Genomic DNA, 15,121 nt, shown 5'->3' on the forward strand with positions numbered 1-15,121 from the left:
TGCTGGAAAACTACGAAAAAATAGGGGATTTAAATGTCCGAACCGGGACAAAAGTTGCGCTTGGGTGCACTTGTGGCATTGGTGGTGGGGTCGATGATTGGTGGCGGGATCTTTTCCCTGCCGCAGAACATGGCTGCACGTGCCGATGTTGGCGCGGTGCTGATCGGCTGGGGCATCACCGCGATCGGCATGCTGGCGCTGGCGTTCGTGTTCCAGAGCCTGGCCAACCGCAAGCCGGAACTCGACTCCGGGGTCTATGCCTATGCCAAGGCCGGCTTCGGCGACTACATGGGCTTTTCGTCGGCGTGGGGGTACTGGATCAGCGCCTGGCTGGGCAACGTCGGTTACTTCGTGCTGCTGTTCAGCACCCTCGGCCTGTACTTCCCGGCCTTTGGCGAAGGCAACACACCGTTGGCCATCGGCTGCGCTTCGCTGCTGCTGTGGTCGGTGCATTTCCTGGTGCTGCGCGGGATCAAGGAGGCGGCGTTCATCAACCAGGTCACCACGGTGGCCAAGGTCGTGCCGCTGATCCTGTTCATCATCATTGCCGCCGTGGCGTTTCGCATGGACATCTTCACCCGCGACATCTGGGGCCTGAGCAACCCGAGTTTTGGCGGCGTGCTGGACCAGGTGCGCAACATGATGCTGGTGACGGTGTTCGTGTTCATCGGCATCGAGGGCGCGAGTATCTATTCAGGCCGGGCGCAGAAACGCTCGGACGTCGGCAAGGCCACGGTGATCGGTTTTCTCGGCGTGCTGGCCTTGCTGGTGCTGGTCAACGTGCTGTCGCTGGGGGTGATGACCCAGCCGGAACTGGCGGCGCTGCACAACCCGTCGCTGGCCTCGGTGCTGGAACATATCGTCGGGCCATGGGGCGCGTTGCTGATCAGCCTGGGGCTGGCGGTGTCGCTGCTGGGGGCATTGTTGTCGTGGGCCTTGCTCTGTGCCGAGATCCTGTTTGCCACGGCGCGGGACAAGACCATGCCGCGCTTCCTCACCAAGGAGAACGCCAACCAGGTGCCGGCCAATGCGTTGTGGCTGACCAACTGCATGATTCAGGTGTTCTTGTTGATCACCCTGTTCTCTGCCGGGACCTACACCAGCCTGATCTACCTCGCCTCGTCGATGATCCTGGTGCCATACCTGTGGTCGGCGGCCTACGCCGTGCTGCTGGCGCTGCGGGGCGAAACGTACGAAGGATTCGCCGGCGCGCGGCGCAAGGATCTGGCGGTGGGCCTGGTGGCTCTGTTGTATGCGGTGTGGCTGCTGTATGCCGGCGGGCTGAAATACCTGCTGCTGTCGGCGCTGTTGTATGCGCCGGGGGTGATCCTGTTCGCCAGGGCCAAGAAAGAGCAGGGGCAGCCGCTGTTTACCCGGTGGGAGAAGCTGATCTTTGCGGCGGTGCTGGCGGGGGCGGGGTTGGCGGCGTTTGGGTTGTATAGCGGGGTGTTGAGTCTGTAGGTATTTTTGTTGCTCTCTCAGGCCTCATCGCTGGCATGGGTATCTACACATCTCGCAGGCAAGATGTGTAGATACCCATGCCAGCGATAGGGCCTAAAGCCAGGTAGCCGTCGCCGATCCCAACCCCGAGGCTGGCCGATCCCACTTCAGCGGTGCACCTGTCACCAACAATGGCGGCTTGAGCCGCCGCGCCGGCCCCCAGGCGGTTTGCTCCGGCCAGGCATCGAGGTCATCCACCGTCTCCGCCGCCAACGGCAAATCCGCCGACACCGTCCCCTGTTCCACCAGCCATTTTGCCGTCCGCGCCAGCGACAGCCGCGCCTGGCTGCCCGCTCCGCTGGCCAGACGCTCGCTCAGGCCGCGAATCGCCGCAGCCGCCATCAGGTAGCCGGTGGCATGATCCAGCGCCTGCACCGGTAGCGGCACCGGGCGACTTGCCTGCTGCCAGCGCATGCCTTCGCGGGCAATGCCGGTGCTCATCTGCACCAGGCTGTCGAAACCCCGGCGCAACCGCCAGGGCCCGGTCCAGCCGTAGGCGTTGAGGCTGACGTCGATCAGGCCGGGGTTCAACCGGCGTCGCTGTTCGTCGCCGTAACCCAGGCGCTCCAGCGCATCGGCGCGGTAACCGTGAATCAGGATGTCGGCCTCACTCAGCAGCCGTTCGAACACCGCCCGGTCGGCAGTCGAGTGCAGGTCCAACCGCGCGCAGCGTTTGCCCAGGGTGACTTCGGCGGCGACACCGGGTTCGTCCCAGCCGGGCGGGTCGATACGCAGCACATCCGCGCCGAAACCGGCCAGCAGGCGGGTGGCGGTGGGGCCGGCGAGGATGCGGGTCAGGTCCAGCACGCGCACTCCGGCCAGTGGCCGACCGGGGTTGCCGGTCCAGAGGCGGCGGCTGTCGTTGGCGAAGGTCTGGCGATGGATCAGCGGCTCGGCGTTTACCGCCAGCCCCTGCGGATGGTTCGACCAGTCCTGGCAACCGCGCATCTGCGCCGCGCAGCCGCCAGACTCGACGATGGCGTCTTCCAGTTCCCCCGCCGACCAGCCCAGCACCTGCCGCGCCATGGCTTCGCGGTCGCTGGCAGGGCCCAGCACCCGTTCGGCCACGGCGCGATGGTGCGGGGCATTGGTGTGCAGGCGGATCCAGCCGTCGCGGGGCTGGTAGTCGCCGGCGATCGGGTCCCACAACGGTGGCACCTGCCAGCCGCGCGGGCGCAGGCTGCTGGCGAACCAGAAGGCGCTCAGGCGCCGGTCCACCTGGACGCTGCGGTGCTCGCCGGTCTGTTGTTCCAGGAGATTGGCGATAGCGATCCCGGCCGCGGCAATGCTCACCGCGGCGATTTCGGTCACGGCGAAGGCCGAGGGCAGGGCGCCCGCGGCGCAAAAGCGCACGGCGTCCTCCGTGGGAGGCGCCAGGGCGAGGTCGTGGGCGATGGTGCCGAGCCTGTTCAGCATCGTTGTCCCTCCTTGAGTCGAAGGGACAAGTGCAGTACATCCCGGCGCGTCGGTCAAACCTTGAACTGATCCATCAGCTTCATCTGCTGCGACGACAGGCTGTTGAGCTGGCTGCTGACTTGCGCCGACTGGTCGGCCTGATGGGTCAGGGTCTCGGTCACGCTGCGGATCGCCGAGACGTTGCGGTTGACCTCTTCGGCCACTGCGCTCTGTTCTTCGGCGGCGCTGGCGATCTGCAGGTTCATATCGCTGATCACCGTCACCGCTTCGCTGATGCGGTCCAGCGCCTGCACCGCGTGGGTGATCTGGCCGGCGTTTTCCTGGGCCTTCTCGTGGCTGGCGTGCATGGTCGCGACGACGTCGCGGGTGTGGGTTTGCAGGCGCTCGATCACATGGCGGATTTCTTCCACCGAATCCTGCGTGCGCTTGGCCAGGTTGCGCACCTCGTCGGCGACCACCGCAAAGCCGCGACCGCTCTCGCCGGCGCGGGCTGCTTCGATGGCGGCGTTGAGGGCCAGCAGGTTGGTCTGCTCGGCGATGCTGCGGATCACTTCCAGTACCGAGCCGATCTGCTCGCTGGTGCTGGCCAGGGTTTCCACTTCGCCCACCGCCAGGCTGACGGTGTCGGCCAGGTGAGCGATATCGCGGGTGCTGCGCTCGATGATCGCCATGCCTTCGCGGGCCGAGCGGTCGGCGCCACGGGCGGCTTCAGCGGCGCTGGAGGCGCTGTTGGCAACGTCGTGGGCAGTGGCGCTCATCTCGTTGGACGCGGTGGCCACCTGATCGATTTCGCGGAACTGCACATGCATGCCTTCGCTGGTACGGCGGGCGATGTCCGAAGACTGGTCGGCGGTGGCGCGGGCCTGGGTGATGCTTTGCTTGATCTGCGCGATGGTCGGTTGCAGCTTGTCGAGGAAGCGGTTGAAGCCCTGGGTCAGACGGCCCAGTTCATCGCGACGGCTGTAGTTCAGGCGCTGGGTCAGGTCGCCTTCGCCGCTGGCGATATCTTCGAGCATGTGCGCCACGCTATTGATCGGGCGGGTCACGCCGGTAGCGGTCAGCCACATCAGCAGCAGGCCACCGAGGCCGGCGAGGGTGGCGAACAGCAGCACCTTCAGGGTGCCGGCGGTGCGGGCCTCATCGAGGGTTTTCTGCAGGCTGATGGCGTCGGCCAGCAGCACGTTGCGCGGCAGGTCGATCACGATGCCCCAAGGCTTGCTGTCGCTGATCGGCTGCACCGGGAACAGGGCGCGCACATTCGCGTCGCGTTCGAACACTTGCGGCTGGCCGCTGGCGAACGCCTGCAACAGTTGCTTGCCGTGTTCACCGAAGGCGTCTTCGATCTTCTTGCTGACCAGCGCGGCGTCGTTGCTGCTGGCGGCCAGCACACCGCTGGACGAGGCTATGGTCAGGTGCCCGGCGCCATTGAACAGCGATTGCTGGGCTTTCACCGCAGCGCTTTGCAGCGACTCGAGAGCGATATCGACGCCGGTCACGCCGATGACCTTGCCGTTTTCCAGCAGCGGCAGGGTGATGCTGGTCATCAGCACCAGCTTGCCGCCGACGGTGTCGGCATAGGGCTCCAGCAAGCAGGGTTTTCCGCTGGCGCGGGAGCAGGTGTACCAGACGTTGAACGGCGAGCCGCTGAGGGTGAGCTCGGTGTTATTCAGTTCGGTGTTGCCGATGACCGTGTTCAGGGCGCTGCCCTGAGCCCGGCTCCAGTAGCTGCCGAAGCGGCCGCTGGCGCCGCTCAGGCGGGCCTCGTCGTTGGCGAATTCGCTGTCGCGACCGTCCAGGGTATCGGGCTCGAAGGCCATCCAGACACCGAGCAGCTCGGGGTTGCGTTCGAAGGTGGTGCGCAATGCCTGGTTGATCGCCTGGCGCAGGTCACCGGCGGGGATCGACTGGCGCTGACCCAGGCGCCGCAGGTCGAGAACCTGGTCGGCGAGCGCGGTGGCGACCGTCTGGCTGTCGCTGAAGGTGCGTTGCAGCAGCTCGGCTTTTTCGCTGGCGCGGGCCAGCAGCAGGGCCTGGACGTTGCGGGTGAGCATGGCGCTGCTGGCCTCGCCCACCAGAGCATCGTTCTGGCGTGACTGGTAGAGGTTGATACCAACGATCAGGGCGACCACGCCCAACAGGCTTATCCCGGACAGCAGGATGATTTTCAGGCGGATGGAGAGCGTGTCGAACATGGACGTACTCGCTAATGGGCAATTATTTTTTTAAGCCTGACGGTTCGATTCGCCAGGTCCCTCTTAGCGGTATCAGGCCATCGGCCCGGAAACTTTAGCCGTGAGCGCGCGCCGACGAGCGGTTTTTCAGGTCAACGGGTACCGATTCCGGGCGCGACCAGATCCACAGGTTGCCCAGGCTCATGCCGCCGATGGCGAGAAACACCGGCCAGCGGTGCTCGAGGAACACCAGCATCACGGTGGCGCAGAGCAGCATGCTGATGGTCGCGCTGACTTTGGCGCGGCGCTGGATCACCTTGCCGTTGCGCCAGTTATGCAGGATCGGGCCGAACAGCCGGTGGTTTTCCAGCCAGGCGCTCAAGCGCGGCGAGCTGCGGGTGGCGGCCCAGGCGGCGAGGAGAATGAATTCGGTGGTGGGCAGGCCGGGCACGACGATGGCGATCAGGCCGATGCCCAGGCTGACGTAGGCCAGCAGGCCATAGAGCAGACGGGACAGTTTGGAGCGGAGTGGCTGGGTCATGGGCTCGTCGACGGCACGGTTGGGTGATCCGGCCATCATGATGATGGCCGGCGCACACTTAGGCCAGTTCGGCTTTAGGCGCAGTTGCGTAAGCGTGTTTCAGCAACTGGGTGAAACGCTCGAAGGCGGCGACCGCGCCCTGTTCGGCGGCGGCGTCTTCTTCCGGGCTCAGTTCCAGGCTGTCGAGGGTGCGGGTGAAGCTCTTCCAGCCTTCGGCGCGGCCGCCGGCAGGTTCGCCGAGGTGACGTGCGCCGAAGCTGTCGGACAGCTCAAGGGCGGCGGCGCGCTTGATCAGGAACGCAGCGCCGAGCTTGGAGCCCTCGGAGACGAACAGCCAGGCCAGGGCGGCGCCCAGGCTCGGGTTCTGCAGCTCGCCAGGGAAATCAGCAGGTACGGCGGTGTCGAGGTCGGCCAGGTCCAGGCGTGCTGCGTCGGCGCGGCAGCGTTCGGCCAGGTCAGGGAAAATGGCGATCAGTTTCGGATCGGTGTACAGCGCTTTCAGTTCGTTCTGGAACAGGTACTGGGCGACCACGAAGCGGGCGAAGTTCTCGCGGGTTTCGAACGGAGCGTGGGATTTGACCAGAGCGTCCAGTTCGGCGTGCGGTGCGTGGGTGACCTGGTTCAGGCGTTGCGAGCGCAGGGCGGCGCGTTCGGTGTTGGCTGTCATTGAGAATTCCTTGCGAATGGGGCGGGCCTTGTAACTAGACGTGCAAGGAGACGCGCGACAGTAAAAAAACCTCACCTTTGCGGGGTGAGGTTTTTGGCGGGGCCGGCTTGATGAGGCCTGTATGGCCTCGAATTACCTCAGATCAGATATCCCACACCAGATTGATCGCAAAGTTGCGACCCGGCATGGTCAGGCGGTCCATGTTGGCCGGTGCGGTGGCGGCAGCTTCGCCGAGGCCGTCGTAGCCGCGGACGTCATCCCACTGCCAGTATTTCTTGTCGGTCAGGTTGTACAGGCCGGCGTTGACGGTGACGTCGTCGGTGACCTTGTAGAACCCGGTCAGGTCGACCACGCCATAGCCCGGGCTGCGGAACTGCTTGCTGGTGCCGTCCGGCGCGAAGAAGCTCTGGTCGTCGACCCGGTTCTTGCGTTTGACCAGCGTCCAGCTGACCAATGCACCGTACTGCTCCTGCTCGTAGCCCAGGCCGAACACGCCGGTCAGCGGGTTCACGCTGTTGATCGGCTGGCCGGTGTCTTCGTTCTTGCCCCAGGCGTACGCCAGCGAGGCCTGGGTGTACAGACCGGCAGGTGCGCCGAAGTGATCGAGGTTCAGACGACCCTTGAACTCCGCACCCTTGATGGTGGCGTTCTTGATGTTGTTGGCTTCGAAGTCCTTGTTGATGTCGGAGCCCTGCACCGCGTCTTCGTTGATGAAATCGCGGTACTTGTTATAGAACACCGCCACATCGAAGTTGCCCGCGTCGAAGTTGCCGCGCAGACCGGTTTCGTAGCTCTTGCTCTTCTCCGGTTCCAGGTTCGGGTTGCCCTGCACGCTGTAGCCCTGGCCCGGGTTTTCGAAGCGGCCATAGAGCGCCTTGGCGGTCGGGGTGCGGAAGCCCTCGGCGTACTGGCCGTACCAAGTGTAGTTGTCGTTGAAGGCATAGGTCACACCGAACTTGGGCGAGACGCGGTGCCATTTCTTCTCTTCCAGGTTGACCGGCTCGTTGCTGGACGCGATGCCGCGCAGGAACTCGTCGGTGGCGTGAGGCTTGAGGCGGGTCTGGTCGTAGCGCACGCCTGGCAGGAAGGTCCACTGGTTCCAGCGGATTTCATCCTGGGCGAAGGCGCTGTAGGTGTTGACGGTCGGGTCCGGGAAGTCGCTGACTTCGACCAGCGCGCTGGACGCCAGCGGACGTCCGGCGACGCAGCCGAAACCGGTGGTCAGGCAGGTGGCGGTGCCGCTGCGCGAGCCGGTGACCTTGTTCTGCTTGAAGGTCGCGCCATATGTCAGCAGGTGCTCGGTTTCACCGAGGCTGAAGGCCTTGTCCAACTGGGCGTCGAGGATCCACTGCCGGTCCTTGTAGGTGGTCTTGCGATCGCGGTACAGGGTGTAGACCATCGGCCGGTAGATTTCTTCGGTGCGCTGGTCGGTCTTGCCGATCTGGTAGTTCAGGCTCCACTTCACGTGGTCGGCCAGCAGGCTGTCGAGGCCGAATTCGTTGGCGATGCCGATGCGCTCGCGGGTGACCACGTCGCTGCCGGTGCGGTTCTGGTAGAAGTTCAGCGGGCTCGGGGTGAACGGGCCGCCAACGGCGCTTTTCTGGTTGAGGTCGCGGTCGTCCTTGTAGCGCTCGTAGGTCAGCGCCAGACGTGCGTCGTCGGCGTAGTTCCAGCCCAGCTTGGCGAGCACGTTGGTGGTCTGCACGTCCTCGGGGTTGGCGGCGGTGCGGTTCAGGCCGGTACCGCCGTGATCGGCGTAGGACTCGGTCTCGCGACCGTCGCGACGGCTCAGGTGCAGCAAGCCGTCGAAGTCACCCTGGCGGGCGGCCACGGTGCCGGACTTGAGCCAACTGTTGTCGGCCGAACTGTAGCCGGTTTTCAGGCGGGCGCCGACGTCCTGGCCGGGCTTGATGATGTCGTCCGGGTCGAGGGTGAAATAGCTCACCGCGCCGCCGATGGCGTTGCTGCCGTAGAGCACCGAGGCCGGGCCGCGGAGGATTTCCACGCGCTTGACGATTTCCGGGTCGACGTAATTGCGCTGGGTTTGCGCGTATGGGCCGAAGAAGTAGCTGTCGGGAATGGCCACGCCGTCGATCTGGGTGAGGATCCGCTCGCCGTCGATGCCGCGGATGTTGTAGCCGTTCAGGCCGCTGCGCTGGCCGGTGCCGCTGACCGACACGCCCGGTTCGTAGCGCACCAGATCCTTGATGCTGTTGACGTTCTGCCGGTCGAGCTGTTCGCGGGTCTGTACGGTGACGGTGCTGGGCACCTGGCTGACGTCCTGCGCGCTGCGGGTGGCGCTGACGGTCACCTGTTGCAGGGCGATGGCCTGGGACCGGGTGCGCTCGATCACCACGTTGTTGTTGCTGAGCTTGCGGTAGTTCAGGCCGGTGCCGGTCAGCAGGCGCTGCAAGGCTTGCTCGGGCGACAGGGAGCCTTGCACGCCTGGCGAGGCCACGCCTTCGGCCAGTTCGGCGGACAGGCCGATCTGCCAGCCGGTGACCGCGGTGAAGGCGTTCAGTGCCGAAACCAGTGGTTGCTGGGCGATGGCGAAGCGGTAGTCACCCATGCGCTGGGCCGGGGCTTGCGCCGGTTCGGCGGCCAGGGCCGGCAGGCTGCAGGCGCCGCTGGCGAGCATGGCCAGGGTCAACAGGGACAGCGTGCAACGCTGCAGGCCTGGTGTACGTGGGGTGACTCGACGGGTGGATCCGGTAGACATCGAAAAGCGCTCCCTGTCGCGCGTTGTTATAGGTCGCGTCTGATTCAAAAATAAGAATCAGTTGCATTGGCTATAACGAGACGTATGACGGGAGGGGATCGCGTAAAAAAAGGTTGGTGGCGTTCCGTGTGGGTCAGCGCACACAAGGTCCGGGTGGTTGAAGGCCCCTAAAAAGCCTGATGCCAGTCAGTTAGTGTTTCAGCGCCGTTGGGGCCGCTTTGCGGCCCTTCGCGAGCAAGCTCGCTCCCACAGGCCCCCGCAAAACCTTGGGTCAGTGTTTGTCTGTGCACACAACTGTGTGGGAGCGAGCTTGCTCGCGAAGGGCTGCAAAGCAGCCCCAACTGGTTTAACTGACTGGCATTACCTAAAAAGCCAACCCTAAAAAAACCGCAGATTCAGTTAAGAATCACAACCGCAGGAAACTCCCGCACCTGCGCCGAAGTGATATGCGCCAGCGACCGCAGCGCTTCCAGCGGCTGATCGAGCCGGTAATTGCCGGTCACCGCGACCTGGTCGAGATTACCGTTGGTGCTGATGATCCAGCCGGGGTAGTAGCGGCGCAGTTCAGCCAGCACCTGGCTCAGCGGGCAGTTCTCGAAGATCAGCCGGCCTTCGACCCAGGCCAGGTCTTTCTGCAGATCGGCGCGTTCGCGCTGGCTGAAGCCGTTGGGGCCGACGCGGATGCTGTCGCCGCTGCTCAGGCGAATGCGCTGGTCGCTGCTGGCGAGCAGGTCGACATCGCCGCGCTGCACCCGCACCTGGGCTTCGCCATTGAGATAACGCACGGCGAAATCACTGTCGCGCACGCTGGCGCGCAACGGTCCGGCTTGCAGTTCAAGCGGCTGGGTACGCCCGCCGGCCACTTCGAAGAAGGCTTCGCCCTGATACAGGCGGGCGACGCGCTGGCGGGTGTCGATGTCGCTGGAGAACGCCGAGTTGGTGTTGAGCAGCACCCGCGAACCGTCGTCCAGTTGCACGCGCTGGCGCTCGCCGACCACGGTGAGGTGATCGGCCTGCAAACGCACGGGCAGGTTGCCGACGGTAAACACGCCGACCAACAACACCGCCGCCGTCGCCAGCGGTTTCCAGTGCGGACGCAGGCGGGCGAGGCGCGAAGGTTTGCGTGTTTCCTGCAACTGCCCGGCGGCCTGGCGCAGGGTGCTGCCGTTCCATAGGGCTTCGGCTTCGACATAGGCGGGAGCGTTGGCCGGGTCGGCTTCGAGCCAGGCTTCGAAGGCGTGGGTGTCTTCGGGGCTGGCGCATTGCAGGCGGATCAGCCAGTCCAGGGCCTCGCCCATGGCTCTGTCGCAGGCAGCCGGGTCCGGCGGCGAAGGGCTATGAGAGGGGTGGTCTGTCACGGGTGATCCTTGCGGCGAGGCGGGCGTAGATGGCGTCATGATCGGGGCTAACGGCGGATCAGGCAAGCGGCCATCAGTTACCGTTGAGTCGATCGGCCACACCCATGCAGATCGCCATGATCAGTTTCAGTTCCTTCTGCACGGTGCTGGCCGAGACGTCCAGTTGCTCGGCGATCTCCAGGTAACTGGCGCCGTGCAGGCGGCTGAGGATGAAGATGCGCTGCTGGCGCGGGGTGAGTTGCGGCAGCGAACTGCTCAGGCGCTTGAGCAGTTGCGCGGCATGGGCGGCGTCCTCGGCGCTGCCGACCGGGGCGGCGACGTTGTGCAGGATCTGTTCGGGCACGTCATCGACCACGGTGCGCGACTGCACCCGGCGCGCGCGCAGGTGATCGAGGGCGAGGTTGCGCGCAGTCTGGAACACGAAGGGCTCCAGGTGTTCGATAGGCCGCTCGCCAAGGGCGCGGGTGACCCGCAGGTAGGTTTCCTGAAGCAGGTCTTCGGCGGTGCTGGGGTTGTCCACCATGCGCTGCAAAGTGCGCAGCAGGGTGACCCGCTGAGCAAGGAAAACGGAGTTGAAGTGGGACTGGCTCACGGCGATACCCGAGCGGAATTTGCTAATGATAATGCTTATCATCAACCCCGTTGGTCAAGCACGAAGTACGACAAGGGCGTCAGTCGTCGTATGAAAATTCCTCGGCTGACACCGCAAAGCCCCGTCTACCGCGCGTTCCACAGCGCCAGGCAGTTATCCAGCATCCGGTTGGAAAAGCCCCACTCGTTGTCGTACCACGCCATCACTTTGAGCAGCTTGCCGCTGGCCTTGGTGTGGTTGGCGTCGAAGATCGACGACAGCGGGTTGTGGTTGAAGTCGCACGACACCAGCGGCAGGTCGTTGTAGCCGAGGATCGGTGAGTTGCGGCTGGCTTCCTTGAACAGCGCGTTGACCTCCTCGGCAGTGGTCTCGCGGGCGAGGGTGACGGTCAGGTCCACCAGCGACACGTTGATCACCGGCACCCGCACCGCCATGCCGGTCAGTTTGCCGGCCAGTTCCGGCAGCACCAGGCCCACTGCTTCGGCGGCGCCGGTCTTGCTGGGGATCATCGACTGGGTCGCGGCGCGGGCGCGGAACGGGTCGCTGTGGTAGCCGTCGGTCAGGCTCTGGTCGTTGGTGTAGGCGTGGATGGTGGTCATCAGCCCTTGTTCGATACCCAGTTCGCGGTGCAGCACCTGGGCCACCGGCGCCAGGCAGTTGGTGGTGCACGAGGCGTTGGAGATGATCTGGTGCGAGGCACGCAGGATGTCGTGGTTGACGCCATAGACTACAGTGGCATCCGCGCCCTTGGCCGGCGCCGAGATGATCACCTTGCGCGCCCCGGCGGCAAGATGGCCGGCCGCCTTGGCGCGGTCGGTGAACAGCCCGGTGCATTCGAACACCACATCGACGGCCTCGGCTTTCCACGGCAGATCCGCCGGGTTGCGGATGGCGCTGACGGCGATCCGGTCGCCATTGACCGTGAGGCTTTCCTGATCGAATTCCACGGTGCCAGCAAAGTGGCCGTGGACGCTGTCGTACTGGAGCAGGTGGGCGTTGATGGCGCTGTCGCCGAGGTCATTGATGGCGACGACTTGCAGGCCCTGGCGGTAGCCTTGGGTATAGAGTGCGCGGAGCAGGTTGCGGCCGATACGGCCAAAGCCATTGATTGCGATCCGGATGGTCATGGGACACCTCATGCGTCGCGCTGATTTTTGTTGTTTGAATAACTAGATTTTTCAGTAGCAGCCAGAAAACAAGCTGCAGTGTCGGCAATATTTTGTTTTAAATACTCCCTAGGATCGGTGGATACCTTGATTGCCCCCTCTTCTTGAGCCTAGGCCGCAATCGTTTGGAAGGGAAACCGCCGCAGTGTTTGCAACCACCGTTTAGCCTGGAGTCCAGTTCATGCATCCGCGCATCCTTGAGGTCACCGAACGGTTGATCGCCCGTAGTCGTCCCACCCGAGAACGCTACCTGCAACTGATTCGTGGCGCGGCCAGTGATGGCCCGATGCGTGCCCGCCTGCAATGTGCCAACTTCGCCCACGGCGTGGCCGGCTGCGGCACCGAGGACAAGCAGAGCCTGCGCCTGACCAACGCCGCCAACGTCGCCATCATTTCCGCCTACAACGACCTGTTGTCCGCGCACCAGCCCTACGAGCACTACCCGGAGCAGATCAAGCGCGCCCTGCGCGACGTCGGCTCGGTGGGCCAGTTCGCCGGCGGCGTGCCAGCCATGTGCGACGGCGTCACTCAGGGCGAGCCGGGCATGGAACTGGGCATTGCCAGCCGCGAAGTGATCGCCATGTCCACCGCTATCGCGCTTTCGCACAACCTGTTCGATGCGGCGCTGCTGTTGGGCATCTGCGACAAGATCGTCCCCGGCCTGCTGATGGGGGCGCTGCGCTTCGGCCATCTGCCGATGCTGTTCGTCCCCGGTGGGCCGATGCCTTCGGGGATTTCCAACAAGGAAAAAGCCGAGGTGCGCCAGCGCTACGCCGAGGGCAAGGCCACCCGCGAGCAGTTGCTCGAATCGGAGATGAAGTCCTATCACAGCCCCGGCACCTGCACCTTCTACGGCCCCGCCAACACCAACCAGTTGCTGATGGAAGTCATGGGCCTGCACTTGCCGGGCGCGTCGTTCGTCAATCCGTACACGCCGTTGCGCGATGCCCTCACTGTCGAGGCCGCGCAGCAGGTCACCCGTCTGACCAAGGCCAACGGCGCGTTCACGCCGCTGGGCGAGATCGTCGATGAGAAAGTGCTGGTGAACTCGGTGGTGGCGCTGCACGCCACCGGCGGCTCCACCAACCACACCCTGCATATCCCGGCTATCGCCCAGGCCGCTGGCATCCAGTTGACCTGGCAGGACATGGCCGAGCTGTCCGAAGTGGTGCCGACCCTGTGCCACGTCTATCCCAACGGCAAAGCCGACATCAATCACTTCCAGGCTGCGGGCGGCATGTCTTTCCTGATCCGCGAACTGCTCGACGCCGGGCTGCTTCACGAAGACGTCAACACCATTGCCGGCCACGGCCTGCGCCGCTACACCCAGGAGCCGTTTCTCGACGGCGAGCGCCTGGTCTGGCGCGAGGGGCCGGCGCAAAGCCTCGACGAATCGATCCTGCGCCCGGTCGCGCGACCGTTCTCGCCGGAAGGCGGTTTGCGGGTGATGGAAGGCAATATCGGTCGTGGCGTGATGAAGGTTTCCGCAGTGGCCGCCGAGCACCAGGTGGTGGAAGCGCCAGCGCGGGTGTTCCACGACCAGCAGGAATTGGCCGATGCCTTCAAGGCCGGCGAGCTGGAGCGGGATTTCGTCGCCGTGGTGCGTTTCCAGGGCCCGCGCTGCAACGGCATGCCCGAGTTGCACAAGATGACGCCGTTCCTCGGCGTGCTGCAGGACCGTGGTTTCAAGGTCGCGCTGGTCACCGACGGGCGCATGTCCGGCGCCTCGGGCAAGATCCCCGCAGCCATTCACGTCTGCCCCGAAGCCTATGACGGCGGGCCACTGGCGCGGGTGCGCGATGGCGATATCGTGCGCGTCGATGGCAACAGCGGCACGCTGCTGCTGCGGGTTTCGGAAGAGGAGCTGGCCAGTCGCGAACTGCCGGCGGCACCGTTGGGCAATGACCTGGGTTGCGGCCGCGAATTGTTCGGTTTCCTGCGTCAGGCACTGAGCCCGGCAGAGAAGGGCGCCAGCGCCTTCACCTCGGCACTGGAGGGTTGCAAATGAAGGTCGCGCTGGTCGGTGATATCGGCGGTACCAATGCCCGTTTCGCCCTGTGGCGCGACGATGCCCTGCACGCCGTGCGGGTCTTTGCGACGGCGGACTACACCAGCCCCGAACAGGCCATCGGCGTGTACCTGGCCGAACAGGGCATCGCCCGCGGCGAGCTGGATGCCGTGTGCCTGGCGGTGGCCGGGCCGGTGTCCGGCGACGAATTCCGTTTCACCAACAGCCACTGGCGCCTGAGCCGCGACGCGTTTTGCGCGACGTTGCAGGTGGCGCATCTGCTGCTGATTAATGATTTCTCGGCCATGGCCCTGGGCATGACCCGGCTGCGCGACAACGAGCGCACCACGGTCTGTGAAGGCGAGGCCGATCTGACCCGCCCGGCGCTGATCATCGGTCCGGGCACCGGCCTTGGCGTCGGCAGCCTGCTGCGCCTTGAAGAGGGGCGCTGGCTGGCGATGCCGGGCGAGGGCGGGCATGTCGACCTGCCGGTGGGCAACGCGCGGGAGGCGGCGATCCGCGAAGTGATTGCCGAACAGACCGGCCACGTCAGCGCCGAAACCGTGCTCAGTGGCGGCGGCCTGTTGCGCTTGTACCAGGCCATTTGCAGCCTCGACGGCCACACGCCGACGCTGACCTCGCCCGCCGCCATCACCGACGCCGCGCTGGCGGGCGAGCCGCTGGCGCTGGCGGTGATCGAGCAGTTCAGCCGCTTCCTTGGCCGGGTCGCCGGCAACAACGTGCTGACCCTCGGCGGGCGTGGTGGCGTGTACATCGTTGGCGGCGTGATCCCGCGTTTCGCCGGGTTGTTCCTGCGCAGCGGTTTTGCCGAAAGTTTCGCCGACAAAGGCTGTATGAGCGGCTACTTCAAAGGCGTGCCGGTGTGGCTGGTGACCGCAGAGTTTGCCGGTCTGCTGGGTGCCGGGGTGGCTTTGCAGCAGGCGCTGGGCTAGGGTCATTGCCCATACCGACAAGGACCCGCC

11 protein-coding genes and 1 pseudogene are annotated in these 15,121 nt (G+C 65.0%); 3 read left to right on the forward strand and 9 right to left on the reverse strand.

Annotated elements, in window-relative coordinates; all coding sequences use genetic code 11:
• The first annotated feature begins 33 nt into the window (after nucleotides 1-33).
• On the forward strand, nucleotides 34-1,461 hold the full coding sequence (gene arcD / locus HWV67_RS10035; RefSeq protein WP_175651110.1) for an arginine-ornithine antiporter: 1,428 nt from the start codon (nucleotides 34-36) through the stop codon (nucleotides 1,459-1,461).
• A gap of 93 nt (nucleotides 1,462-1,554) precedes the next feature.
• On the opposite strand, the gene HWV67_RS10040 is transcribed toward arcD, so the two are convergent.
• The 9 genes and pseudogenes from HWV67_RS10040 to gap form a co-directional block, all read right to left on the reverse strand.
• Nucleotides 1,555-2,916: a CoA transferase gene (locus HWV67_RS10040; protein WP_175651111.1), complete on the reverse strand. Its 1,362-nt coding sequence runs from the start codon at nucleotides 2,914-2,916 to the stop codon at nucleotides 1,555-1,557.
• 53 nt (nucleotides 2,917-2,969) lie between these two features.
• Nucleotides 2,970-3,725 (reverse strand): methyl-accepting chemotaxis protein, encoded by a 756-nt coding sequence (locus HWV67_RS32070; RefSeq protein ID WP_371929303.1) that lies wholly within the window; start codon nucleotides 3,723-3,725, stop codon nucleotides 2,970-2,972.
• A gap of 102 nt (nucleotides 3,726-3,827) precedes the next feature.
• A pseudogene (locus HWV67_RS32075) lies at nucleotides 3,828-5,108 on the reverse strand (PDC sensor domain-containing protein); the annotation flags it as partial.
• Between the two features lie 94 nt (nucleotides 5,109-5,202).
• Entirely contained in the window at nucleotides 5,203-5,628 is a 426-nt protein-coding gene (locus HWV67_RS10050) for a YbaN family protein (RefSeq protein ID WP_175651113.1), read from the reverse strand.
• A 58-nt stretch (nucleotides 5,629-5,686) separates the two neighbouring features.
• Entirely contained in the window at nucleotides 5,687-6,295 is a 609-nt protein-coding gene (locus HWV67_RS10055) for a biliverdin-producing heme oxygenase (protein WP_175651114.1), read from the reverse strand.
• 142 nt (nucleotides 6,296-6,437) lie between these two features.
• Nucleotides 6,438-9,014, reverse strand: a complete 2,577-nt coding sequence (locus HWV67_RS10060; RefSeq protein ID WP_175651115.1) for a TonB-dependent receptor — start codon at nucleotides 9,012-9,014, stop codon at nucleotides 6,438-6,440.
• A 395-nt stretch (nucleotides 9,015-9,409) separates the two neighbouring features.
• Nucleotides 9,410-10,372 (reverse strand): FecR family protein, encoded by a 963-nt coding sequence (locus HWV67_RS10065; RefSeq protein ID WP_175651116.1) that lies wholly within the window; start codon nucleotides 10,370-10,372, stop codon nucleotides 9,410-9,412.
• Between the two features lie 73 nt (nucleotides 10,373-10,445).
• Entirely contained in the window at nucleotides 10,446-10,964 is a 519-nt protein-coding gene (locus HWV67_RS10070) for an RNA polymerase sigma factor (RefSeq protein ID WP_175651117.1), read from the reverse strand.
• Nucleotides 10,965-11,089: 125 nt separating this feature from the next.
• The gene (gene gap / locus HWV67_RS10075; RefSeq protein WP_175651118.1) at nucleotides 11,090-12,091 is read right to left on the reverse strand and encodes a type I glyceraldehyde-3-phosphate dehydrogenase; all 1,002 of its coding nucleotides are present in this window, start codon (nucleotides 12,089-12,091) and stop codon (nucleotides 11,090-11,092) included.
• 220 nt (nucleotides 12,092-12,311) lie between these two features.
• On the opposite strand from gap, the gene edd reads away from it, so the two are divergent.
• Together edd and HWV67_RS10085 are read left to right on the forward strand one after the other, a co-directional pair.
• Nucleotides 12,312-14,138, forward strand: a complete 1,827-nt coding sequence (edd, locus tag HWV67_RS10080) for a phosphogluconate dehydratase (protein WP_175651119.1) — start codon at nucleotides 12,312-12,314, stop codon at nucleotides 14,136-14,138.
• Nucleotides 14,135-15,091, forward strand: coding sequence for a glucokinase (locus tag HWV67_RS10085; RefSeq protein WP_175651120.1), 957 nt, complete (start codon nucleotides 14,135-14,137; stop codon nucleotides 15,089-15,091). Before edd ends, HWV67_RS10085 begins: the two co-directional genes overlap by 4 nt.
• Nucleotides 15,092-15,121 lie beyond the last annotated feature (30 nt).

Origin of the sequence: Pseudomonas sp. Marseille-P9899 (assembly GCF_903166565.1) — a bacterium.
Lineage (GTDB): Bacteria > Pseudomonadota > Gammaproteobacteria > Pseudomonadales > Pseudomonadaceae > Aquipseudomonas > Aquipseudomonas huaxiensis.